General features: G+C 55.6%; 24 protein-coding genes. 17 read left to right on the top strand and 7 right to left on the bottom strand.

Features of this window, described 5'->3' with window-relative positions:
- Positions 1 to 66 precede the first annotated feature (66 nt).
- Positions 67 to 423: a stage V sporulation protein AE gene (gene spoVAE / locus ACRQV7_RS14975; RefSeq protein ID WP_038326109.1), complete on the top strand. Its 357-nt coding sequence runs from the start codon at positions 67 to 69 to the stop codon at positions 421 to 423.
- Positions 424 to 625: 202 nt separating this feature from the next.
- Here the strand turns inward: spoVAE and ACRQV7_RS14970 are convergent, their stop codons facing one another.
- Both ACRQV7_RS14970 and rpsT read right to left on the bottom strand, forming a co-directional pair.
- A complete protein-coding gene (locus tag ACRQV7_RS14970) occupies positions 626 to 778 on the bottom strand; it encodes a hypothetical protein (RefSeq protein ID WP_170949943.1) in 153 nt (50 codons plus the stop codon).
- 176 nt (positions 779 to 954) lie between these two features.
- Positions 955 to 1,218 carry a 30S ribosomal protein S20 gene (gene rpsT / locus ACRQV7_RS14965; RefSeq protein ID WP_275714425.1) on the bottom strand — a complete coding sequence of 88 codons (264 nt, stop codon included), beginning with the start codon at positions 1,216 to 1,218 and terminating at the stop codon, positions 955 to 957.
- Between the two features lie 98 nt (positions 1,219 to 1,316).
- Here rpsT and gpr point away from each other — a divergent pair, with 98 nt between their 5' ends.
- The 6 genes from gpr to hemW all read left to right on the top strand — a co-directional run bounded on the left by gpr (position 1,317) and on the right by hemW (position 7,311).
- Positions 1,317 to 2,135 (top strand): GPR endopeptidase, encoded by an 819-nt coding sequence (gene gpr, locus ACRQV7_RS14960; RefSeq protein WP_275714423.1) that lies wholly within the window; start codon positions 1,317 to 1,319, stop codon positions 2,133 to 2,135.
- A 59-nt stretch (positions 2,136 to 2,194) separates the two neighbouring features.
- Positions 2,195 to 3,286, top strand: coding sequence for a stage II sporulation protein P (gene spoIIP / locus ACRQV7_RS14955; protein ID WP_444658863.1), 1,092 nt, complete (start codon positions 2,195 to 2,197; stop codon positions 3,284 to 3,286).
- A gap of 25 nt (positions 3,287 to 3,311) precedes the next feature.
- Positions 3,312 to 3,566, top strand: a complete 255-nt coding sequence (locus tag ACRQV7_RS14950) for a hypothetical protein (RefSeq protein WP_275714419.1) — start codon at positions 3,312 to 3,314, stop codon at positions 3,564 to 3,566.
- Entirely contained in the window at positions 3,553 to 4,122 is a 570-nt protein-coding gene (locus ACRQV7_RS14945) for a hypothetical protein (protein ID WP_444658862.1), read from the top strand. Before ACRQV7_RS14950 ends, ACRQV7_RS14945 begins: the two co-directional genes overlap by 14 nt.
- A 272-nt stretch (positions 4,123 to 4,394) precedes the next feature.
- Positions 4,395 to 6,203 carry a translation elongation factor 4 gene (gene lepA, locus ACRQV7_RS14940; protein ID WP_444658861.1) on the top strand — a complete coding sequence of 603 codons (1,809 nt, stop codon included), beginning with the start codon at positions 4,395 to 4,397 and terminating at the stop codon, positions 6,201 to 6,203.
- Positions 6,196 to 7,311, top strand: coding sequence for a radical SAM family heme chaperone HemW (gene hemW / locus ACRQV7_RS14935; RefSeq protein WP_444658860.1), 1,116 nt, complete (start codon positions 6,196 to 6,198; stop codon positions 7,309 to 7,311). The genes lepA and hemW overlap by 8 nt, the downstream gene beginning before the upstream one ends.
- Before the next feature lie 94 nt (positions 7,312 to 7,405).
- Here hemW and ACRQV7_RS14930 read toward each other — a convergent pair whose 3' ends face one another.
- Entirely contained in the window at positions 7,406 to 8,230 is an 825-nt protein-coding gene (locus ACRQV7_RS14930; protein ID WP_444658859.1) for a pentapeptide repeat-containing protein, read from the bottom strand.
- 234 nt (positions 8,231 to 8,464) lie between these two features.
- Here ACRQV7_RS14930 and hrcA point away from each other — a divergent pair, with 234 nt between their 5' ends.
- The 5 genes from hrcA to ACRQV7_RS14905 all read left to right on the top strand — a co-directional run bounded on the left by hrcA (position 8,465) and on the right by ACRQV7_RS14905 (position 14,003).
- Positions 8,465 to 9,496, top strand: a complete 1,032-nt coding sequence (gene hrcA, locus ACRQV7_RS14925; RefSeq protein WP_444658858.1) for a heat-inducible transcriptional repressor HrcA — start codon at positions 8,465 to 8,467, stop codon at positions 9,494 to 9,496.
- Between the two features lie 15 nt (positions 9,497 to 9,511).
- Positions 9,512 to 10,129: a nucleotide exchange factor GrpE gene (gene grpE, locus ACRQV7_RS14920; RefSeq protein WP_444658857.1), complete on the top strand. Its 618-nt coding sequence runs from the start codon at positions 9,512 to 9,514 to the stop codon at positions 10,127 to 10,129.
- Positions 10,130 to 10,200: 71 nt separating this feature from the next.
- Positions 10,201 to 12,039, top strand: coding sequence for a molecular chaperone DnaK (gene dnaK / locus ACRQV7_RS14915; RefSeq protein ID WP_444658856.1), 1,839 nt, complete (start codon positions 10,201 to 10,203; stop codon positions 12,037 to 12,039).
- A gap of 199 nt (positions 12,040 to 12,238) precedes the next feature.
- The gene (gene dnaJ, locus ACRQV7_RS14910; RefSeq protein ID WP_444658855.1) at positions 12,239 to 13,390 is read left to right on the top strand and encodes a molecular chaperone DnaJ; all 1,152 of its coding nucleotides are present in this window, start codon (positions 12,239 to 12,241) and stop codon (positions 13,388 to 13,390) included.
- Positions 13,391 to 13,706: 316 nt separating this feature from the next.
- The gene (locus ACRQV7_RS14905) at positions 13,707 to 14,003 is read left to right on the top strand and encodes a hypothetical protein (RefSeq protein WP_038326097.1); all 297 of its coding nucleotides are present in this window, start codon (positions 13,707 to 13,709) and stop codon (positions 14,001 to 14,003) included.
- Positions 14,004 to 14,040: 37 nt separating this feature from the next.
- On the opposite strand, the gene ACRQV7_RS14900 is transcribed toward ACRQV7_RS14905, so the two are convergent.
- Entirely contained in the window at positions 14,041 to 14,259 is a 219-nt protein-coding gene (locus ACRQV7_RS14900; RefSeq protein ID WP_444658854.1) for a helix-turn-helix domain-containing protein, read from the bottom strand.
- Positions 14,260 to 14,379: 120 nt separating this feature from the next.
- Here ACRQV7_RS14900 and ACRQV7_RS14895 point away from each other — a divergent pair, with 120 nt between their 5' ends.
- Positions 14,380 to 14,544, top strand: a complete 165-nt coding sequence (locus ACRQV7_RS14895) for a hypothetical protein (protein ID WP_444658853.1) — start codon at positions 14,380 to 14,382, stop codon at positions 14,542 to 14,544.
- A 37-nt stretch (positions 14,545 to 14,581) separates the two neighbouring features.
- On the opposite strand, the gene secA is transcribed toward ACRQV7_RS14895, so the two are convergent.
- Together secA and ACRQV7_RS14885 are read right to left on the bottom strand one after the other, a co-directional pair.
- Positions 14,582 to 17,326, bottom strand: coding sequence for a preprotein translocase subunit SecA (gene secA / locus ACRQV7_RS14890; protein WP_444658852.1), 2,745 nt, complete (start codon positions 17,324 to 17,326; stop codon positions 14,582 to 14,584).
- 165 nt (positions 17,327 to 17,491) lie between these two features.
- The gene (locus tag ACRQV7_RS14885; protein ID WP_275714397.1) at positions 17,492 to 17,770 is read right to left on the bottom strand and encodes a hypothetical protein; all 279 of its coding nucleotides are present in this window, start codon (positions 17,768 to 17,770) and stop codon (positions 17,492 to 17,494) included.
- A 253-nt stretch (positions 17,771 to 18,023) separates the two neighbouring features.
- Here ACRQV7_RS14885 and ACRQV7_RS14880 point away from each other — a divergent pair, with 253 nt between their 5' ends.
- The 4 genes from ACRQV7_RS14880 to ACRQV7_RS14865 all read left to right on the top strand — a co-directional run bounded on the left by ACRQV7_RS14880 (position 18,024) and on the right by ACRQV7_RS14865 (position 21,396).
- Positions 18,024 to 18,716, top strand: coding sequence for an iron-sulfur cluster assembly scaffold protein (locus ACRQV7_RS14880; protein ID WP_275714395.1), 693 nt, complete (start codon positions 18,024 to 18,026; stop codon positions 18,714 to 18,716).
- Between the two features lie 27 nt (positions 18,717 to 18,743).
- Positions 18,744 to 19,751, top strand: coding sequence for a GGGtGRT protein (locus ACRQV7_RS14875; protein ID WP_038326093.1), 1,008 nt, complete (start codon positions 18,744 to 18,746; stop codon positions 19,749 to 19,751).
- A 342-nt stretch (positions 19,752 to 20,093) separates the two neighbouring features.
- Positions 20,094 to 20,927, top strand: coding sequence for a GDSL-type esterase/lipase family protein (locus ACRQV7_RS14870; RefSeq protein WP_444658851.1), 834 nt, complete (start codon positions 20,094 to 20,096; stop codon positions 20,925 to 20,927).
- Positions 20,911 to 21,396 carry a DUF4358 domain-containing protein gene (locus tag ACRQV7_RS14865; RefSeq protein WP_444658850.1) on the top strand — a complete coding sequence of 162 codons (486 nt, stop codon included), beginning with the start codon at positions 20,911 to 20,913 and terminating at the stop codon, positions 21,394 to 21,396. The genes ACRQV7_RS14870 and ACRQV7_RS14865 overlap by 17 nt, the downstream gene beginning before the upstream one ends.
- 92 nt (positions 21,397 to 21,488) lie before the next feature.
- On the opposite strand, the gene ACRQV7_RS14860 is transcribed toward ACRQV7_RS14865, so the two are convergent.
- A complete protein-coding gene (locus tag ACRQV7_RS14860) occupies positions 21,489 to 22,121 on the bottom strand; it encodes a YczE/YyaS/YitT family protein (protein WP_444658849.1) in 633 nt (210 codons plus the stop codon).
- Positions 22,122 to 22,135 lie beyond the last annotated feature (14 nt).

Below are 22,135 nucleotides of genomic sequence, written 5' to 3'. Positions count from 1 at the left end.
TGATTTAATTCTTTGGAATGTATATTGAAGCGATCATCCGGCGAAAATAAAACCGAGGTGAAAAACATGGATTATTTATGGGCTTTTTTGATCGGCGGAGCCATTTGCGCGATCGGCCAGGTGCTGATTGATTTTACGAAGCTGACGCCGGCCAGAATCCTTGTTTTGTTTGTCACACTGGGTGTGGCGCTGACGGGGCTGGGGCTGTACGGGCCGCTTGTGGACTTTGCGGGGGCCGGCGCTACGGTGCCGCTGACCGGTTTTGGGTATCTGATGGCGAAAGGGACGCTTGAAGCGGTCAGGGAACAGGGTTTGCTGGGCGCGTTTACCGGCGGCGTCGCGGCGAGTGCCGCGGGTATTGCGGCGGCCGTGTTCTTCGGATACGTTGCCGCCCTGTTTTCAAAGTCGGGAGATAAGAGCTAGCAAAACCTTTCTCGTTCTGAAAATCCTGTACAGGATTTTCAGGATTATCAACGGCCAGATCATCGGCATGCTTCTGTGGGAGATATGGAAGCTGTATTACCGTACGTATTTCAAAAAATATATGGTAAGGCTAAAAGCATGAAAAAAAACGGGCAGGTATCAAAACCTGCCCGTATCCTGTTACGGCACCGGAGGAAGTCCCTTACTGTATGGAACAATCCAAGTAGTGCTCAAGCTCCTCTTCATCCTTTTTCTTTTTCTCAAAGAAGAGGACGACGGCAACAACAGCCGCCGCGACGGCCGTCATAGCGGAAATAACTGTAATCAATATGGATAATGTATTACATTTTTTCAAAACGAGCACCTCCGTTTATCATGATTAGATCCTGTTTATATAATATATAATAACCAATTCTTTTTGAAAAGTCAATCAAAGCGGCAAGTTTATGGAAATTCGCCCCTGCGCTCCGGAGGATAATAAAAAAGCAGGGCGCAAGGCTCTGCTTTTGCTTTTAAACCGCGTATTCAGGGTTATGCATTTGCTGCGTTCAGCTTGCGTGCAAGAGCTGATTTCTTTCTTGCGGCTGTGTTCTTGTGCAGGATTCCCTTTGCCGCAGCCTGGTCAATCTTCTTAATCGCAACCTTAACGGCATCCGCTTTGTTGGCATCATTGGATTCTACGGCAAGGTTTGCTTTCTTTATATCAGTTTTCAGTCCGGAATGAAAGGACTTGTTGATGAGTGTTTTTGTAGCAATAACCTTTACGCGTTTTTTGGCTGATTTAATGTTAGGCATGATTCCACCTCCTTTGGTATTGTCACGTATCAATAATAATACCATCGATGGACAAAAAATGCAAGTGTTTTAAAAAAAATAGGAAAGGGCTGATTTTTATGGTATTCCGTACCGATCTTGCGCTGGAAAATACGGAACCCAGCAGGCACGTTACACGGAAAGAAAAGGACTGCACGGTCACACGGATAGACGAGGAGGGCAACACCTATGTTACGCTGGAGGTCCAGGCGATTTCCGACCATATCGACAGCGACAACAGCCTGCTGACCCTGACCGCGCAGGAGCTGTCCGCTCTGTTGCCGGAGAAGGGAAGCGTCCTGGTGGCGGGGCTTGGGAACCGCGCCATTACGCCGGACGCGCTGGGGCCGCTCGTCGCCGAAAAAATTCTGGCGACAAGGCATATCAAGGGCGAACTGGCAAAGGTGACGGGCCTGGACAGGCTGCGTCCCGTTTCCGTGGTGAGCCCCGGGGTGCTGGGCTGCACGGGGATTGAGGCCGTGGAGCTTCTGCAGGCGCTGGTCAAGGAGCTGAACCCGGACGCCGTGGTTGCGGTCGACGCGCTTGCGGCGCGCAGCCCCGCCCGGCTGGGCTGTACGGTGCAGCTTTGTTCCGCGGGGATTTCCCCCGGGGCCGGGGTGGGAAACGCAAGGCCGCGCATCGACGAAAGCACGCTCGGCGTTCCGGTGGTCAGCATGGGGATTCCGACCGTGGTGGACGCGGCCACTCTGGCGGCGGACCTGCTGGACGGCGAAACGGACGGTTCTGAGGAGAAAATCGCGCCGCGCGGCGCCCAGATGATGGTGACCCCGCGCGAAATCGACCTGATTATTTCCAGAGGCGCGAGACTGCTGAGCATGGGGATCAACGTGGCGCTGAACCCCTCTCTCAGTGTTGAGGATTTTGAAGAATTGACCTGAAGCATCATGAAATTTGTCCCGCCCGCATAAGAATGAATATCATTCAATGGGGGCAGGATATGAAAAACTGGATGCAAAAGGGAATGGGAATCTGCTCGGTTGCATTGGTGTTTGCGGCGGTCGCGTGCGTTCTGGGGCGTTTGCCCGTGCTGCAGGCAAAGGACGCGGCGTTCGCCGCGGCGGGCTTTATCATGCCCGCGGGTGCCGCCGAGGCAATGAAAGAGGATTATCTGGAAGAGGATGAAGAGGATAATGAGCACGGGAGCAGCGAGGCGCCGGTTTCTTCGGGCGTAAGCTCCGCCCCGGCTTCGTCACAAAGCAGCTCCGGTACGGGTGCAAGCTCACAGGCCGCTTCGGGCACCGCGTCAAGCGCGTCGTCGCCGCCCGTTACGCTGCCGAAGGGCGTGAAGGAAATGAGCATTTCCAATTCCGGTTCCCAATACAATAATATATGGGTAAAAAATACGAATAAAAACCATACGGTCGACATCGCTTCGGAGCTTCAGAAACAGCCGGCGGTAAAAATCGTCAAGAATTCGACGCCGCAGGTTCTGATCTACCACACCCACACGACGGAGGCTTTTCTGGGCGATACGCGCAGCCAGGACAAAGCGAAAAGCGTGGTCGCCGTGGGCGACCAGATCGCCGCGCAGCTGAAGGCCGCCGGAATCAACGTGGTGCACGACACCACCCTGCACGACTACCCGAGCTACAACGGCTCGTATGACCGCTCCAAGGTGACGATGCAGAACAACCTGAAGAAATATCCGGGCATCCAGGTCACGCTCGACATCCACCGCGACGCGATGGGCACCTCCGACGGAACAAGGATCAAGCCGACCGCGACGATCAACGGCAGGAAGGCCGCGCAGGTGATGATCATCTCCGGCTGCGACGACGACGGCACGCTCGGGTTCCCCAACTGGGAATACAATTTCAGGCTGGCCGTGCGGCTGCAGAAGTCGCTGGCGGATCTATACCCCGGTCTGGCGCGGCCCCTGAATTTCTGCGCGAGGAAGTACAATGAAAATCTGACGAAAGGCTCCCTGCTGATCGAGTTCGGCACCGAGGTCAACACCCTTGACGAGGCGGCGTACTCCGGGGAGCTGTTCGGGAAAGCGCTGGTCAACGTTCTGAACGGCCTGACATAAGCGGAAAGGAAAAGATGTTAAAAAAATGGAAAGAAAAAGGAAAAGGATTTTCTTTGCGTCGTTTTTCAGCACGCTTTGCGTCCTTGCACTGCTTTTCGGCATGGCGGAAGTCGACGCCAATTCCCGCAGAATCGGCTTTGGTGACGACAAAACCCTTCTTTACCAGATTACCGGCAAAACATGGCAGGAAACTTGCAATGTGGCGAAAGTATGGTATAATAATTTCGTATTATCATTGAGAGAGAATGCTGTGGAGGAAACGTATCATGAATCAACATAAGAAAATATGGTTTTCCGTATTCATATTGATCTTTATGTTTTCATTGTATTCCGTTACCGCCCTGGCAACTGAGATAACGCCGGAACAGGTGGAAGAAATTCTGAGCCGTCAGTCGTCCCAGGCTTCCTCACAGTCCGCCGCGGGCACCGTTTCAAGCAAGGCTGCCGTCAGCTCCAGAAGGCCGGTCACAAGCAAAAAGCCGGTATCTTCGGAAGTTTTCTCCGAAGCTTCCGGTGATGTCTCCGGCAACGTTTCCGGCGGGCTTTTCAGCAGCGGGGAGGAATCCAGCGAGATTGTTCTTCCCAGCGTGGACAGCATAGAGGAAAACAACCCGCTCAGCTCCGTGATCGTGGACACCGCGGCCAACAAGAAAATGAACTGGATCGGGATCCTTTCGTGGGTGTGTATCGCGCTGGGCATTGTCGTGGTGCTGATCGTCGTGTTCAGCAACCGCCGTCCGCCGAGAGGGGGAGGCCGTAAACGGTACCGCCGCCCGAACCGCTCGCACAAGAAACGCCTGCTGAACGACAAGTATTACCGAAATCTGAAATATTGATCATGGCGGCGCGCCGGCGAAGAAATTTCCCGGTACGCCGCTGTTTTTATGCGTGTCTTACAGCCCGGATTTCACCGGGCTTTGTTCCGCGCCTTTTATAAAAATTTCACCCTGCCGCACGGCATACTGTTCAGAATTCGTGATCTGTGTTATAATATATTATTCATTATCTTTCCGGCATTTTCAGTCTGACTGCCGGGTCGTTTTATGTTTTTTTCCGGAATTGGCCGGAAAACGGAAGCCATATTATCTTTGAGGATTAGGTGATAAATTTGTCGATACCACGCGAGAGAATACGGAATTTCAGCATTATCGCGCACATTGACCACGGGAAAAGCACGCTTGCCGACCGCATTTTGGAGCAGACGAAATCCGTCGCGCTGCGCGATATGGAAAATCAGCTGCTGGACAACATGGATCTGGAGCGCGAACGGGGCATCACCATCAAGGCGCACGCCGTTACGCTCGTTTACAGCGCGCAGGACGGGCAGGACTATGTTTTCAATCTGATCGATACCCCGGGCCATGTGGACTTTAACTACGAGGTTTCCCGTTCGCTCGCCGCCTGTGAAGGCGCGGTGCTGGTGGTGGACGCTTCCCAGGGGATCGAGGCGCAGACGCTGGCGAACACCTATCTGGCGGTGGACGCCGGGCTGGAAATCGTACCGGTCATCAATAAGATCGACCTGCCCAGCGCGCAGCCGGAAAAGGTGCGCGCGGAAATCGAGGACGTCATCGGGATTCCCGCGGACGAGGCGCCGTGCATTTCGGCAAAGCTGGGAACGAACATCGACCAGGTGATGGAGCAGATCGTCAAACACGTTCCGCCCCCGCAGGGCGACGAAAACGCGCCGCTCAAGGCGCTGATTTTTGATTCCTACTACGACGCGTACAAGGGCGTGATCATCCATGTGCGGCTGAAGGACGGGCAGGTGCGTCCGGGCGACACCATCCGGCTGATGGCGACGGGCGCGGAGTTTACCGTGGTGGAGTGCGGCTACGGCCGCGCGACCTGTCTGGAGCCGAGCGCGGGGCTCAGCGCCGGGGAAGTCGGCTATATCGCCGCTTCCATCAAGGCGGTGAAGGACGCCCGCGTGGGCGACACCGTTACGCTGGCGGGCAACCCCGCCAAAACGCCGCTGCCGGGCTACCGCTCGGTGCAGCCGATGGTTTTCTGCGGGATTTACCCCGCGGACGGCGCGCGCTATCCCGACCTGCGCGACGCGCTGGACAAGCTGCAGCTGAACGACGCGGCGCTGTCATTTGAGCCGGAGACGTCCGTTGCGCTCGGCTTCGGTTTCCGCTGCGGCTTTTTGGGCCTATTGCATATGGAGATCATTCAGGAACGGCTGGAACGCGAATACAACCTCGACATTATTACCACCGCCCCCAGCGTGGTTTACCGGATCACGAAAACCAACGGGGAAGTGATCCATATCGACAACCCGACCAATTACCCCGACCCGTCGCTGATTTCGCAGGCGGAGGAGCCGATCACCAACGCCCACATCTATACGCCGAGCGAATATGTCGGCAATATTATGGAGCTTTGCCAGGACAGGCGCGGCGTCTTCAAGGATATGAAATACATCGACACCGACCGTGTGGACATCCATTACGAGCTGCCGCTGAACGAGATCATCTACGACTTTTTCGACGCGCTGAAATCCCGTACCCGCGGCTACGCCTCGTTTGACTATGAGCTGAGCGGATACAAAAAGAGCAATCTTGTCAAGCTGGACATCATGCTCAACGGCGACGTGGTGGACGCGCTTTCCTTTATTATCCACGCCGACAAGGCGTATCCGCGCGCGCGCAAGATGGCGGAGAAGCTGTCGGAGAAAATCCCGCGCCAGCTTTTTGAGGTGCCGATCCAGGCCTGTGTGGGCGGCAGGATCATCGCGCGCGAAACGGTCAAGGCCATGCGCAAGGATGTTCTGGCCAAGTGCTACGGCGGCGACATCACGCGCAAAAAGAAGCTGCTGGAAAAACAGAAGGAAGGCAAGAAGCGCATGCGCCAGCTCGGCACGGTGGAGGTGCCGCAGGAGGCGTTTATGAGTGTGCTGAAGCTGGATGAATAACGAAAAGCCTTTCGGCCTTTATCTCCATGTGCCGTTCTGCGACGGCAAATGCCCGTACTGCGACTTTTATTCCCTGCCCGCCGGCGGGGAGAAAATGGACCGGTACACCCGGCGGGTGCTCTCGGCGCTCGGGGAGTGCGCGGGGCGGTACGGGCGGAGGGCCGACACGCTGTACTTCGGCGGCGGCACCCCGAACCTGCTCGGCGCAGAGCGGCTGTCCGCGATCCTTGCGCGCGCAAGGGAATGCTTCGGGCTGGACGGCGCGGAAATTACCGTGGAGGTCAATCCCGCGGAGGATTTGCGCGGCTTTTTGCGGGAAATCCGCGCGGCGGGGGTAAACCGCCTGTCGGTCGGCCTGCAGTCCGCAAACGGGGACGAGCTTTCGCTTCTGGGTCGGCGGCACACCGCCGCACAGGCGAAAAAAACGGTCGCTTACGCGCAGGACGCGGGTTTTGACAATCTCTCCCTCGACCTGATGCTTGCCATCCAGAAACAGACAAAGGAAAGCCTTCTGCGCTCGATTGATTTCTGCGCGGACGCGGGGATTCAACATCTTTCCGCCTATCTGTTGAAAATCGAGCCGGATACGGTTTACGGAAAAAAGAAGGAAACGCTGTGCGTTCCGGACGACGATGAGGCGGGCGACCTCTATCTGTTCGCCTGCGAAGAGCTGGAAAAGCGCGGGTTTCACCAGTACGAAATCTCCAATTTCGCGAAACCGGGCTTTGAGAGCCGCCACAACCTGAAATACTGGCGCTGTGAGGAATATCTGGGGATCGGACCGGCGGCGCATTCGTTCATGGAAGGGAAACGGTTCTATTATCCGAGAAGCCTTTCGGAGTTTCTGAACGGCGGAGAACCCGTTCCGGACGGGGAGGGCGGCGGGTTTGAGGAATACGCCATGCTCGCCCTGCGCCTGACGGAAGGGCTGACGGACGAAGGCTGCCGCGCGCGGTTCGGCACGGAGCTTCCCGCGCGGATGCTGAAAGCGGCGAAGCTTTATGAAAAGGGAGGGCTGACCGTCTGCGGGGACGGCGGGTTCCGCTTTACGCCGCGGGGATTTCTGGTTTCCAACCTGCTGACGGCGGAGATTTTGTACAGCGGGTGAATATTCGGTAAGAAAAAACACGGAGCAGCGGCGGGCGTTTCCGTGTTTTTCGTTATATTGGCGGCCGGCTCTGAACGGATTTACAAACAGCGCGCTACCATGCCGACGGGCGGCGCAGCCCGGCGGGAAGCCTGGTATTTCTGTTGCCCTTTGCGGAGTTTATCTGCATTTGTGTCAGAAAAACACTCCTGCTTAAATCGGTATTTTTCAGGTTTGCGTCGCGGAGGTCGGCCCCTAAAAAAACAGTTCTGTCTAAACTGCAGCCTTCCAGGTCGGCTGCTATCAGGAGCGACATGCTGAAGTCTTTTCGGTCAAGGTTCGTTTTTCTGAAGTTTTTTCCAAAAAAGTCGGCCTTTTGGCGTGATGCAGGGTCTTCAGCCGAAATGCTCCCGATGATTTTTTTCAATAGATTGTTCGCTTTTGATTTGTGTCCGGCAATGCCCGCTTTCAAAAGGCTGCCGTGGGGCAATTGGGTCATTTGCTGATTTTCCCTGATAAGAGCGTCAACGGCTGCCGCCGTCTTTTCATCCGAGGTCAGGGAAGCCGCTTCTATAAGGTACCACAAAATCTGGTGGAGCTGAAAAAGGACGGAAAAGGTCTGAAAGATCGTTTCCGCCCGACCGGGGTCTGTCTTCCAGTCTCCGCCGGAGGAATCAATTTGTGTCGTTTTCTGTCCCGCTCCCAGGCATTCGTAAGCAAGGCAGCCGCTCATTTTTCTGTCTTTCAAATCGGCGTGAATCCCGCAGCGGAAATCAGGCGATAAATATTGGCAGGGCGTTCCGGCGCCTTTATCGGCCGGAAAGCCGTCCGTTTTTGCGCAGTACAGCGCCACACAGCACAGGCCGCTGCATTTTTCACAGTCCGGCTCCAAATCTTTTATCAGGCAGGAGTACTTGCCGCCGAATGGATTCTGTTCCATCGTGTCTCCATTTCCAATCAAAATCAGGGTCGTTTGATATGAAATTATTCTATCATAACTTTTGAAAAATGGAAAGCAGCGTTCCTTCGCCTGCCGAAAGAACATAAATTTACGATTTCACAAAGAGTTTACAAATACTATATTGACAATGGGGTAAAGTAATGGTAAATTATTAATTAGATTTAGCACTCGAACTATTAGAGTGCTAAAATATAAAAAGGTGAGGTGAGAGGGTTGGAGTTAAGCGAACGGAAACAGAAAATTCTGGCGGCTGTCGTTGATTTATATGTTGCGACCGGCGAACCGGTGGGTTCCAAGGCGCTTTGCGACACCCTTGATTTCACCGTGTCCTCCGCGACGGTGCGCAATGAAATGAGCGACCTTGCGGAAATGGGGCTGCTGGAACAGCCGCACACCTCCGCGGGAAGAATCCCTTCCCACAAGGGCTACCGCGTCTATATCGACACGCTGATGAAAAAGCATCCGGTCTCCAGGGAAGAGCAGCGCTATATCGACAGCCTGCTGCTGCCGAGCGCGTACGACCCCGAAAAGCTGCTGGACGGCGTTGCGCGGGCGCTGGCGGGAATGACCCGGTTCGCGGCCGTTTCCACCACGCCGAGCGGAAGCTCGGCGGACATCCGCGCCATTCAGTTTGTGCAGACCAGCCGAAGGACCGCGATGGCCATTCTGATGACCTCCGCGGGCACCATGAAAAGCCGCGTTTTCCACTGCGATTTCGATATTACCCCCGAAATCCTGCGCGTGTTTTTCAGGGTGCTGAACGAAAAGCTGGTCGGGCTGCCGGTTTCCACCGTTACGCCGGCGTACATTCAGTCCCTTGCCGCGTCCCTGGGAAACATGACGATGCTGATGAGCGACGCGCTGATGGCGGTGCTGGACGTGGCGCAGGACACCATGCAGACGGAGGTCTGTCTGGACGGGGAAATGAACCTTTTGTTCTGCAGCGAGCTGGGGCAGGCGGGTATCCGCCGCATTATGGATTTCCTCTCCCGGCCGCAGGAGCTTTCCCGCCTTCTGATGCAGCAGACCAACAGCATGAAGGTGCTGATCGGTCAGGAAAGCAAGCGGCCCGAGCTGAGCGAGTCCAGCGTGGTGGTCTCCCGGTACTCGGTCGGCGGCAGGGACGCGGGCGCGATCGCCATTATCGGCCCTACGCGCATGAACTACGGGAAGATCATTTCCAATATTGAATATCTCTCCGGCTCCGTCGGAAGAATGCTGACAGAGTTATTGGATATGGAATAGAAAGGGGTCACTGTTTTGGAAAAAAACCAAAAAGAACAAGTGGATAAAAAGCAGACGAAAGCTTCCGGAACGCCTGAAAAAACCTCTGCGGGCAAGCCGGAGGAAACCTCTAAGGCAGAGAAAGCCCGCGCCGGGGAGACTGCGGCGGCGGAAAATCCGGCCGGACAGGAAAAACCGAAGGACGGCGCGCAGGCTCAGCTGGAGCAGGCGCAGGAGGAGCTGAAAAAGCAAAAAGAGCTTTTGCTCCGCACAGCCGCGGAATACGACAACTACCGCAAACGCACGGAACGCGAAAAAACGGCGGTATACGCCGACGCGACCGCCGCTGCGGTCACGGAGTTTTTACCCGTGGCGGATAACCTTGAACGGGCGCTGAAGCAGCGGGACTGCACTGTGGAGGACCTTCGCAAGGGGGTTGAAATGGTCGGCACGCAGCTGAAAGGGGCGCTCGCAAAGCTCGGCGTGACCGAGATGGGAGAAGCCGGGGAAGCCTTTGATCCGGATCTTCACAACGCGGTTTCCCACGTGGAGGACGAAAACGCCGGGGAAAACACCATTGTACAGGTGTTCCAGAAGGGCTACAAAATCGGGGATAAGATCGTGCGCCACGCGATGGTGCAGGTCGCGAACTGATTTGGTAATTTTCAAAATTTTTCATAGATTGATTTTTCAATTTCAAAACTTATTTTTTGGAGGTAAACAGTATGTCAAAGACAATAGGCATAGACTTAGGCACTACCAATTCCTGCGTTGCGGTGATCGAGGGCGGCGAGCCGGTCGTCATTGCGAACGCGGAAGGCGCCAGAACCACCCCTTCCGTTGTTGCTTTTTCCAAAACGGGCGAGCGTATGGTCGGTCAGGTTGCGAAACGTCAGGCGATTACCAATCCGGACCGCACCGTGTCTTCCATAAAAAGAGAAATGGGTTCCAACTATAAGGTCAATATCGACGGGAAAAGCTTTACTCCTCAGGAAATTTCCGCAATGATCCTTCAGAAGCTGAAGGGCGACGCGGAAGCCTATCTGGGAGAAAAGGTCACTTCCGCGGTGATCACCGTCCCGGCGTATTTCACCGACGCACAGCGCCAGGCGACAAAGGACGCCGGTAAGATCGCCGGACTGGATGTAAAGCGTATCATCAACGAACCGACGGCTGCCGCGCTTTCCTATGGCATCGACAAGGGCGAGGACCAGAAGATCATGGTTTACGACCTTGGCGGCGGTACATTCGATGTTTCCATTATTGAAATGGGCGACGGCGTGCAGGAGGTTCTGGCCACCGCGGGCAATAACCGCCTTGGCGGCGACGACTTCGACAAGCGCGTCATGGACTGGATGACTTCCTCCTTCAAGGCGGAAACCGGCATTGACCTTTCCGGCGACAAGATGGCGATGCAGAGGCTGAAGGAAGCCGCCGAAAAAGCGAAGATCGAGCTTTCCGGCATGACCTCCAGCTCGATCAACCTGCCGTTCATCACGGCGGACGCCTCCGGCCCGAAGCACCTTGACCTGACCCTGACCAGGGCGAAGTTCAACGAGCTGACCGCGGACCTTGTGGAAAAGACCATGGGCCCGGTCCGTCAGGCGCTTTCCGATTCCGGGCTGAAGATCGAGCAGATCAACAAGGTTCTGCTGGTCGGCGGTTCCTCCAGGATCCCCGCCGTGCAGGACGCTGTCAAGGGCTTTACGGGAAAAGACCCGTTCAAGGGCATCAATCCGGACGAGTGCGTCGCCATCGGCGCGGCGATTCAGGCCGGCGTGCTGGGCGGCGAGGTCGAAGGCCTGCTGCTTCTGGACGTTACCCCGCTGTCCCTCGGCGTGGAGACCATGGGCGGCGTCATGACCAAGGTCATCGAGCGCAACACCACCATCCCGACCAAGAAGAGCCAGATTTTCTCCACCGCGGCGGACGGCCAGACCCAGGTTGAGGTCAACGTCCTGCAGGGCGAGCGCGAATTCGCCCGCGACAACAAGCAGCTCGGCCTGTTCAAGCTGGACGGCATTGCCCCGGCACCGCGCGGAATCCCCCAGATCGAGGTTACCTTTGATATAGACGCCAACGGCATCGTCAACGTATCCGCCAAGGATATGGGCACCGGCAAGGAGCAGAAGATCACGATTTCCTCCAGCTCCAACATGAGCAAGGACGACATCAACAAGGCTGTTCAGGAAGCCGAGAAATTCGCGGCGGAGGATAAGAAACACCGTGAGGAAGTCGACCAGAAGAACGAAGCCGAGAATATGTGCTATGCGGTTGAAAAGCTGATCAAGGATAACGGCGACAAGATCGACGAGTCCGACAAGACCGACCTGAACGCAAAGGTCGCTTCCCTGAAAGAGGCCATCTCCGCAGGCAATGTCGACGATATGAAGGCAAAGTCGGAAGAATTGCAGAAGGCGATGTACGCGGTCAGCGAAAAGCTCTACAAGAATGCGGCGCCGCAGCAGCCGGCAGACGGCCAGCCCGTACCGCCGCAGGACGCGAACGGCGGCAACGTGTACGACGCGGAGTACAAGGATGTAAACGACGACAACAAAAAGTAATCTCCGGCTTGCTTTTTACAATGAATAACGATTCATGAAAGATGAATGACTGTGGTGGCCAGCTCTTCGTTTGGGGGAGCTGGCAATCATGGGTTGAGCGGCAATTTCAGCAATAACAGTAAAATGCATTTTGAAGGAACGCCAAGGGACTCTTCCTCCTTCATTTATTCATTTTTCATTATTTTAGGAGTGATTTGGTTTGGCTGATAAAAGGGATTATTATGAAGTAATGGGCGTGCCGAAAAATGCCACGGACGAAGAGATCAAAAAGGCTTACCGTAAGCTTGCGAAGCAGTATCACCCGGATTTAAACCCGGGGGACAAGACAGCCGAGGCAAAATTCAAAGAGGTAAACGAAGCATACGAGGTGCTTTCCGATAAGGATAAAAAAGCGCGCTACGACCAGTTCGGCCACGCGGGCGTCGATCCCAACTTCGGCGGCGGTACGGGCGGAGGGAGCCCCTTTACCGGCGACATTGATCTGGGCGACATATTCAACAGCTTTTTTGGCGGCGGTTTTGGCGGCGGCTTTGGAGGCCGTTCCGCCAGCCCGAACGCGCCGCGGCGCGGCAGCGACACCGAGGCGACGGTAAACATAAGCTTTGAGGAAGCGGCAAAGGGCTGCCGCAAAAATATATCCTACCAGAAGATAGATACCTGCAGCGACTGCGGCGGCACCGGCGCAAAGAAGGGGACCTCCGCCAAAACCTGCCCGAACTGCGGCGGAACGGGACAAGTGCGCATCAGCCAGCGCACGCCGTTCGGCGTGGTACAGACCAGCAGAAGCTGCGACCGCTGCGGCGGGACCGGAAAGGTGATCGACAATCCCTGCGGAACCTGCGGCGGGACCGGACGGATACGCCGGCAGAAAACGATTGAGGTCAACATCCCCGCCGGGATCGACAACGAGCAGATTCTCAGCGTAAGCGGACAGGGAAACGCCGGAACCAACGGCGGTCCGGGCGGCGATCTGCGCGTGTATGTCAATGTGCGGCCCCATCCCATTTTTGAGCGTCGCGGCAACGACATCTGGTGCGAGGTGCCGATTACCTATACCCAGGCGGCGCTCGGCGCGGAGGTCGTCGTGCCGACCATCGACGGCCGCGTCAGCTACCATGTGCGCGAGGGCACACAGCCCGGCGACGTATTTAAGCTGAAGGGCAAGGGCATCCCCCGGATCGGCGGGCACGGGCGCGGCGACCAGTTCGTGCGCATGACGATTGAGGTGCCGAAAAACCTGACCCAGCGGCAGAAGGAAATCCTGCAGGAGTTCGACAATGTCGCCGAGGAAAAGAACTATCAGAAGCGTAAGAATTTTATCGATAAGATCAAGGATATGTTCGGCGAATAAAATTATCAGGGGCCTGCCAGGCGGCGGGCCCTTTTTGTCGGCCTGCTTATTGCCTAACCCCCTGCCTCCCTCTTAGAGGGAGGCGGCGCGCCCGGCGCGACGGAGGGAGTTCCCCCAGGAATAACTGCCTGTGAACATCACCGTAGGCGCTTCCTGACCGGAAGGTCCGCTTCCCGACCGCATGGTCCCTCACCGGGAGTCAAAACTTTCGGACTCTGTATTGAACGGCGGATTTCCCGCATAGAATGGAAACAGGCAAAGGGAAACCGGGCTGCGGCGAAACACGCCGCGGCGGTCAGATGAGGAGGGCGGTCCTATGGAGTATTTCGGCTTGTTTTTTCTGGCGGTCATCGTGGAAGGGGTCATTACCTATATCAACCAGTTCTTTGTCAAAGGGGTCCTGAAATGGGAAATGGTCTTTTCCATCCTGCTGGGCGTATTCGTTACTGTCGCCTACGGGGTCGACATGCTGGCCATGGTGGGGATGAAAACCTCGGTTCCGCTTGTCGGCAGCATCCTGACGGGGATCCTCGTCAGCCGGGGCAGCAATTACGTGTTCGACCTGGTCAAAACCCTCACTTCCGGGCGCGGAGGCATGAAAACCTCCAAATAGAAAACAGCATGGAGTTCAGCCGGACTCCATGCTGTTTCTATTTTGGCGCAGGATTCGGATTGTTTGTCCGGCCCAAGAGATAGTCGGTGGAAGTATGGTAAAAATCGGCCAGAGTGAGAAGATGTTCCACAGGAATGGTCTGATATCCTCTTTCGTATCGGGAATAAACCGTCTGACTGATCTTTAGGAGCGCCGCGATATCCCTTTGCAGCAGATCCCTGTCGTTGCGCAAATCCTTCAGCCTTGGGAAATACAATGGCACCACACCTTCCCATAGTACTTTTCTATACTATTGACAATACCATAAGCAGGTGTTATTCTGCTTTATATAGTACTTATCAGTTCTATTTAGGGAATACGGAAAGGAAGAATGATGATGTCCGATTATCGAAAAATGTATGGCGTTTTATTCCGCGAAGTCAGCAGGGCAATTGAAATTTTACAGAGAGCGCAGTGCGAAACGGAAGAATTTTATCTGAAGGCTCCGGAGGATATCGTGGAAATCCGTGAAATCCAAAATGGAGAGACAAAAAAGCGGTAGGCCTTTATCAAGGTCCTACCGCTCGTTTCAAACAGGATTAATCATCCCTGCCGCAGCATTTTTTATATTTTTTGCCGCTGCCGCACGGGCACGGGTCGTTGCGGCCCGGCTTCTTGCCTTTGCGCACGGTGCGGTTCGTGTCGCTGCCGTCGCCGCCGCTGCTCATGGTCGGCGTGGCGACCTGCTCGCGCTTCGGTTCTTCCGCGGAACGGAGCTGGACGGTGAGCATCATGCGCGCGGTGTTTTCGCGGATGGTCGCGATCATCGCGTCGAACATGTCGAAGCCTTCCAGACGGTACTCGACCACCGGGTCGTGCTGGCCGTAGGCGCGCAGGCGGATGCCCTTCTGCAGCTCTTCCATGGCGTCGATATGGTCCATCCACTCGGAGTCGACGTTTTTCAGAAGGATGACGCGCTCGAGCTCGCGGGTGATTTCCTCTCCGAACTGCTGCTCGCGTTTTTCGTACAGCGCTTTCGCTTTTTCGATCAGCTCGTTCCTGACATAATCGGGCTCCAGCTTTTCGATCTCTTCCTTGGTGTAAACCAGATCCTCCGGGGTGAGCAGCCAGCCCATGTAGTGGTCGCGCAGGCCCTGGAAATTCCAGTCGTCGTGCAGCGCGGTTTCGGGCATGTACTGGTGTACCTGGGACTCGATGGCCTGCTCGATCATCTTGATGATCTGGTCCTTAATATTTTCTCCGTTCAGCACCTGGTCGCGCTGGCCGTAGATGATTTCACGCTGGCGGCTCATGACGTCGTCGAACTGGAGGACGTTTTTGCGGATGCCGAAGTTGCGGCCCTCGATCTTGCGCTGGGCGCCCTCAATGGTATTGCTGAGCATTTTGTTTTCGATCGGGGTGTTTTCATCCACATTCAGGCGTTCCATCAGGTTATTGATGCGCTCGCCGCCGAACAGACGCATGAGATCGTCTTCCAGCGAAATGTAGAAACGGCTCATGCCGGGGTCGCCCTGACGGCCGGAACGTCCGCGCAGCTGGTTGTCGATACGGCGGGATTCGTGGCGCTCCGTACCGATGATGTAAAGGCCGCCGGCGGCTTTGACCTCTTCCGCTTCCTGTTTGATCTGAGCCTTGTATTTTTTATCCAGCTCCGCAAAGGTCCTGCGGGCGTTTAAAATTTCTTCATCCGCTGTCTCGGAGTAGGCGGTGGACTCGCTGATGAGCTCTTCCGAGAACTGCAGGCGGCGCATTTCGGACTTCGCCATATATTCGCTGTTGCCGCCCAGCACAATGTCGGTGCCGCGTCCGGCCATGTTGGTGGCGATGGTGACGGCGCCCTTGTGGCCGGCCTGCGCGACGATTTCCGCTTCCTTGTCGTGGTATTTCGCGTTCAGCACTTCGTGCCTGACGCCGCGGCGGCGCAGCAGCGCGCTGAGCTCTTCCGACTTTTCAATGGAAATGGTGCCGACCAGAACCGGCTGCCCCTTTTCGTGATGCTCGATGATATCCTCGATGACCGCGTTGAATTTCGCTTTCTCCGTCTTATAGACAACATCCGGGAAGTCCTTGCGGACCATCGGCTTGTTGGTCGGGACCTCGACGACGTCCAGCTTGTAGATTTCACGGAATTCTTCCTCTTCCGTCATGGCGGTGCCGGTCATACCGGAAAGCTTGTCGTATAACCGGAAGAAATTCTGGAAGGTGATCGTGGCGAGCGTTTTGCTTTCATGCGCGACCTTTACGCCTTCCTTGGCCTCAATCGCCTGGTGCAGGCCCTCGTTGTAGCGGCGGCCGTACATCAGGCGGCCGGTGAACTCGTCGACGATGATGACCTCGCCGTCCTTGACGACGTAGTCGATATCCTTCTGCATGACGCCGCGCGCCTTGATCGCCTGGTTGATGTGGTGCTGGATCGTGATGTTGTCGGCGTCGGTCAGGTTGTCAAGCTTGAAATAGGCTTCGGCCTTCTTCACGCCGGACTGCGTCAGCGTGGCGGTCTTTGCCTTTTCGTCCACAATATAATCGGCGCCCTTGTACAGCTCGTCGTTGTCCTCTTTGTCGTTCAGCTCCGCGACCTTCACCATTTTCAGGGTCTGCGCTAAGTGGTCGGCCACATTGTAAAGCTCCGTGGACTTGTCGCCCTGGCCGGAAATGATCAGCGGGGTGCGGGCCTCGTCGATGAGGATGGAGTCCACTTCGTCGACGATGGCGAAGTTGTGGCCGCGCTGCACTTTGTTTTCCTTGTAAATGACCATGTTGTCGCGCAGGTAGTCGAAGCCGTACTCGTTGTTTGTGCCGTAGGTGATATCGGCGTTGTACGCCTTCTTGCGCTCGTCGTTTTCCAGATCGTGTACGATCAGGCCGACGCTCAGGCCCAGAAAGCGGTAGATTTTGCCCATCCATTCGGAGTCGCGGCGGGCAAGGTAGTCGTTGACGGTTACAACATGAACGCCTTTTCCGGACAGGGCGTTCAGGTAGGCCGGAAGGGTGGCGACCAGCGTTTTTCCTTCGCCGGTCTTCATTTCGCTGATGCGGCCCTGGTGAAGCACGATCCCGCCGATGATCTGCACCGGGAAGTGGCGCATCCCCAGAACGCGGTCCGAGGCCTCGCGGCAGACCGCGAAGGCGTCCGGCAGGATGCCGTCGAGCGTTTCCCCGTTCGACAGGCGCTCCTTCAGCGCGGGGGTCTGGGCGATCAGCTCTTCGTTGGACATCCCTTTATACTTGTCCTCCAGTGCCAGAACGGCATCACAGACTGGCTGAATGCGCTTCAGCTCGCGTTTGCTGTAATTGCCGAAAAAGGCGGTCAGAATATTACTCATAAAGTCACCTCTGAAATATCGTAGAAAATCAATTATAGATTTTGCATATAAAATCAGTATATCATACGGCTTGATAAAAATAAAGAAGAATTCATGAATATTGGCCCCGCCGGGTCAGAAGAAAAAAAGACGGCGGAACCCCGTCCGCCGTCTGCGCTGAACCGATCAGTAACTTGCCGCCCCGATGGAAGAAAGGAGCGAAACGAAAGCCGCTCCGAAAATGATGCTGAGAACAACGCCGATCAACATCACGATCAGAAAGGCGCGAGCGTAATTTTTGCGGTTGGTGTTGGCGCTGCCGCTGAACGCCCACACAAGCATCATGACGAGGCCCACCACGGGGATCGCCCCCACGAGCATCATGACCAGATAACTGCCGATGGAAAGAGGCGCGCTGTCTTCATAGACCGCAGGGTTTTGGTACGCAGAGTTCGGTTCTTGCATTTTTATCTCCCCAATATATTAGATTTGCCTTTATCGTAGCATTTTTCGACGGCTGATACAAGAATCCGACCTTTATTTTTTCATGGGAATTTATGGAAGAATTTCAGGGCGCGGGTTCCTCGGCTTCTATTTGTTAAATTATTAATTATTGGACATGTTTCTATTGATAAAAGGCAAAAAATAAACTATAATAAAACAGTATGTTTGGTTGTATGGAAATAAAACCAATACTGAAACCGAAAGGAGTACCGATATGAATTATTCCCCAGAAGTGGAAAAAATGTGTACTGTAACAAAGGGCCCAAAACACGGCCCCGCACCGATTCCTGAAGAAGGGAAATGGGTCAAGGCATATGAAATCAAGGATATTTCCGGTTTGAGCCACGGCGTGGGCTGGTGCGCGCCGCAGCAGGGCGCCTGCAAGCTGACTCTGAATGTGAAGGAAGGTATTGTACAGGAGGCTCTGGTGGAAACCATCGGCTGCTCCGGCATGACCCACTCCGCGGCGATGGCCGCCGAGATCCTGCCGGGCAAAACCCTGCTCGAGTGCCTGAACACGGACCTTGTCTGCGACGCGATCAACGTCGCCATGAGAGAAATCTTCAAGCAGCTCGCCTACGGCCGCAGCCAGACGGCGTTTTCCGAGGGCGGGCTTCCGATCGGCGCGGGTCTGGAAGACCTTGGCAAGGGGCTCCGTTCCCAGGTCGGCACCATGTACAGCACCGGCGCGAAGGGCGTCCGCTACATGGAAATGGCGGAAGGCTATGTTTTGAAAACCGCGCTGGATGAGAACAACGAGGTAATCGGTTATCAGTTTGTCAAGCTCGGCAAGATGATGGAGGATATCCGTCACGGCGTGAGCCCGGAAGAGGCTTATAAAAAGAACATCGGCCAGTACGGCCGCTTTGACAACGCGGCAAAGTATATTGACCCGCGTGAAGAATAATAAAGACCATAAAGGAGGACAAACTATATGGCTAACGATGTCATGTTTGAAGGAAAAGAAAGAAGAATGGCCAAAATAGAGAAGTGTCTTGCCGAGTATGGCCTTGCCAGCCTCGAAGACGCTCGCGACCTTTGCCTTTCCAAAGGGATCGATGTAGATAAAATTGTCAAGGGCGTACAGCCCATCGCGTTTGAGAACGCAAGCTGGGCCTATACCCTCGGCTGTGCAATCGGAGTCAAGACCGGCGTAAAGTCCGCCGCCGAGGCCGCCGAAAAGATCGGGGCCGGTCTGGAAGCGTTCTGCGTTCCCGGTTCCGTCGCCGAGCAGAGAAAAGTCGGCCTGGGCCACGGCAACCTGGGCGCCATGCTCCTGCGTGACGAGACGAAGTGCTTTGCTTTCCTGGCGGGCCACGAATCCTTTGCCGCCGCCGAAGGCGCCATCGGAATTGCCCGCACCGCGAACCGCGCCCGCAAGGAGCCGCTCCGGATTATCCTGAACGGCCTCGGCAAGGACGCCGCGTATATCATTTCAAGAGTCAACGGCTTTACCTATGTAAAGACCGATTTCGACTTCTTCAACGACGAGCTGAAGGTCGTTGAGACAAAGGCTTTCTCCGACGGTGAGCGCGCGGCGGTCAAGTGCTACGGCGCGAACGACGTCCGCGAGGGCGTTGCGATCATGCAGGCGGAGGGCGTCGACGTTTCCATCACCGGCAACTCCACCAACCCGACCCGCTTCCAGCATCTGGTCGCCGGCACCTACAAGAAGTGGGCGCAGGAAAACGGCAGGAAGTATTTCTCCGTCGCCAGCGGCGGCGGCACCGGCCGCACCCTGCATCCGGACAACATGGGCGCCGGCCCCGCTTCCTACGGACTGACGGATTCCATGGGACGCATGCACGGCGACGCTCAGTTTGCCGGCTCCTCTTCCGTCCCCGCGCACGTGGAAATGATGGGCCTGATCGGCATGGGCAACAACCCGATGGTCGGCGCTACGGTGGCCTGTGCGGTTGCGGTTTTCGAAGCGCAGAAATAATCTTTCAGAAGAAGCAACGGTTACAGGTCTGTGACCATCCAAAGCAAATGATAACAATGATTACAAGGGCATGACAGTTTTGTCATACCCTTGTTTTGTACTTCCCAAAAAACTGGTTTTGGGGTATAATAGAACCCGTTGGAACGTTCCAAGATAAGCACGACAGTGAGCGCAACAAATCAAGAGGGAGTATCGAATTACGGCTTTTCTGAATGGGGAATCAGAAAAACCGTTTGAAATATCGTCGCTTTATTTTGCAGATGGCTGTCAGTAAACGCGGGGTGCGGTTATATGCAGGTTACAAGGTACAAACAATACAAAAGAAGGCGTTTTTTTCGAAGAGTGGCCATTTGCATCTTTCTGGCGGGGGTCCTGTATCTGATCGGGCTGGGCGCCTTTGCCGCCTTCAGGGGAATCAGCCAGATGGTCCACGGCGCCGCGCGGACGCAGAGCTCCGTTCCGAAGACGGTGAGCAGCGCGCCGCCGGTCAGCAGCAGTCCGTCAAAGGCAGAGTCGGTGGCGGCCAGCCATCCGCCCGAGGTGATTTCGTCGCCCGCCGTACCGCTCAGCAGCACCCCGCAGGACGCCGTCGCTCCGGCGGGATATTTTGACGATGCGCTGTTGATCGGGGACAGCCGGACGGAAGCGCTGCGAAATTATGACGGGCTGGACAACGCGACCTACTACGCCGTAAAAGGGCTGATGGTCAGCACGATCTTCACGAAGCCGTCCATTGAAATCCACGGTAAAAAATTGCCGGTGATGCAGGCGCTTAAAGAAAAGAAATACGGGAAAATCTATATTATGCTGGGCGTAAACGAGCTTGGCTGGAGCAGCTTCAACACCTTTATTCAGGACTATCAGAAGGTCATTGACGGAATCAAAACCAGCCAGCCGGGCGCTGTGATTTACGTACAGTCCATCCTTCCGGTGACGGCGAAAAAATCCGGCACGGATAAGGTGTATAACAACCAGAAAATCGAAGCCTACAATCAAGCAATCAAAGAGATGGCCGCGAAAAGCAGGGTGCGCTATCTCGCGGTCAATACGGCGGTTTCCGATTCGGAGGGAAACCTGCCCGAAGACGCTTCGGCCGACGGAGTGCATTTGAACAGGGAATACTGCAAAAAATGGTGTGAGTACCTGCGGGCGCACACGAATGGGGAAAGGGATTAGGAAGAAAATGAAAAGAGCGGTCATGGTTATTCTGGCGGGCGCGCTGCTGTTTGCGGCGGGCTGTGCCGCGGGCGCCCCGAAGTCGGTGGACACCGGGGAGGTCGCGGAAAAACTGATATCCTCGATCCGGTTTGCGGATCAAATGTCGAAGCTCGACAGTAAAACGGCGCTCAAGCTGTACGGGCTTGACGAAAGCACCGTTTCCAAATCGGACGTTTATGAAAGCACCGGGGCCACGGCGGAGGAAGTGGCGGTTTTTGAGGCAAAGGACGAAGCTTCCGCCGGGAAGGTGGAAGAGGCCGCACAGAACAGAATAGAAGACCAGCGGGCCGGTTTTACGGATTATCAGCCGCAGGAAATGGCGAAGCTGAAATCGCCCGTTCTGGTGAAAAGCGGAAAATATGTCATCCTGTGCGTGTCGGACGACAACGCCGGAACACAGAAAATCATCGACGGCTTTCTGAAATAGCCGATTCACGAGAAGCGGACTTTGTAATAGCCTCTGTGGATGGAAGCAGAAAAAAGACCTGAGAAGACGAAAAACGTCTTTTCGGGTCTTTTTTATTTGCTTATCAGGGGGTTCCTTTCAAGGGGGAACCATTTCGGCATCCGGTCGCCGAAAAATTTAATCAGCGGCCCCATACAGAACGCGGTGATGACGGTGCCGATCCCCGCAACGCCGCCCAAAGAGGCGCCGAGGAGGACGGCCGTAACGTCGTAGCCGACGCGGCACCAGCGGTACTGCGCGTGAAGGAAGCGGGAGAGGATGAAGCCGATGCTGTCGTAGGGCGAAACGCCCAGATCGGGATACATGTAAAGCGCGGCGGTAAAAGCGAGGATGCCGATGCCCAGAAGCATGCAGGCGATCCTGAGAAAAAGCGGTGGCACGGGTGGCAGGAAAAAGGTGTAGAGCCAGCTGAAAAAATCCACCAGGAAGCCGATGGCGACCATGTTGACGATCGTGCCGAAGCCGATCTTATCGCGGGCGAAGAAGAAGGTGAAAATCAGCACAATGCTGTTCATGATCAGCTGCCATACGCCGAAGCTCATGCCGAGCAGGCGCGCCAGCCCGGTGTTCATACAGGTGCAGGGGTCCGTTCCCAGGCGGGCATATACGGAAAGGGACACGGCAAAGCCCATGATCAGGGTGCCGACGCACACCATCGCCATGCGCTTATAAAGGTCTTTCTTCATGTGTTTTTCTCACA

This window comes from Caproiciproducens lactatisolvens (assembly GCF_052443335.1).
Classification (GTDB): Bacteria; Bacillota; Clostridia; order Oscillospirales; family Acutalibacteraceae; genus Caproiciproducens.
This window is presented reverse-complemented; position numbering and strand designations above follow the sequence as displayed.

Coding starts and splice junctions, on each gene's coding strand:
- ACRQV7_RS14930 (WP_444658859.1), bottom strand. CDS start 8,230: ATGGAACAGAATCCATTCGGCGGCAAGTACTCCTGCCTGATAAAAGAT.
- ACRQV7_RS14885 (WP_275714397.1), bottom strand. CDS start 17,770: ATGCAAGAACCGAACTCTGCGTACCAAAACCCTGCGGTCTATGAAGAC.
- spoIIP (WP_444658863.1), top strand. CDS start 2,195: ATGAAAAACTGGATGCAAAAGGGAATGGGAATCTGCTCGGTTGCATTG.
- ACRQV7_RS14905 (WP_038326097.1), top strand. CDS start 13,707: ATGGAGTATTTCGGCTTGTTTTTTCTGGCGGTCATCGTGGAAGGGGTC.
- ACRQV7_RS14945 (WP_444658862.1), top strand. CDS start 3,553: ATGAATCAACATAAGAAAATATGGTTTTCCGTATTCATATTGATCTTT.
- gpr (WP_275714423.1), top strand. CDS start 1,317: ATGGTATTCCGTACCGATCTTGCGCTGGAAAATACGGAACCCAGCAGG.
- ACRQV7_RS14950 (WP_275714419.1), top strand. CDS start 3,312: ATGGAAAGAAAAAGGAAAAGGATTTTCTTTGCGTCGTTTTTCAGCACG.
- rpsT (WP_275714425.1), bottom strand. CDS start 1,218: ATGCCTAACATTAAATCAGCCAAAAAACGCGTAAAGGTTATTGCTACA.
- ACRQV7_RS14875 (WP_038326093.1), top strand. CDS start 18,744: ATGGCTAACGATGTCATGTTTGAAGGAAAAGAAAGAAGAATGGCCAAA.
- secA (WP_444658852.1), bottom strand. CDS start 17,326: ATGAGTAATATTCTGACCGCCTTTTTCGGCAATTACAGCAAACGCGAG.
- hemW (WP_444658860.1), top strand. CDS start 6,196: ATGAATAACGAAAAGCCTTTCGGCCTTTATCTCCATGTGCCGTTCTGC.
- dnaK (WP_444658856.1), top strand. CDS start 10,201: ATGTCAAAGACAATAGGCATAGACTTAGGCACTACCAATTCCTGCGTT.
- ACRQV7_RS14895 (WP_444658853.1), top strand. CDS start 14,380: ATGTCCGATTATCGAAAAATGTATGGCGTTTTATTCCGCGAAGTCAGC.
- ACRQV7_RS14860 (WP_444658849.1), bottom strand. CDS start 22,121: ATGAAGAAAGACCTTTATAAGCGCATGGCGATGGTGTGCGTCGGCACC.
- spoVAE (WP_038326109.1), top strand. CDS start 67: ATGGATTATTTATGGGCTTTTTTGATCGGCGGAGCCATTTGCGCGATC.
- ACRQV7_RS14880 (WP_275714395.1), top strand. CDS start 18,024: ATGAATTATTCCCCAGAAGTGGAAAAAATGTGTACTGTAACAAAGGGC.
- ACRQV7_RS14865 (WP_444658850.1), top strand. CDS start 20,911: ATGGGGAAAGGGATTAGGAAGAAAATGAAAAGAGCGGTCATGGTTATT.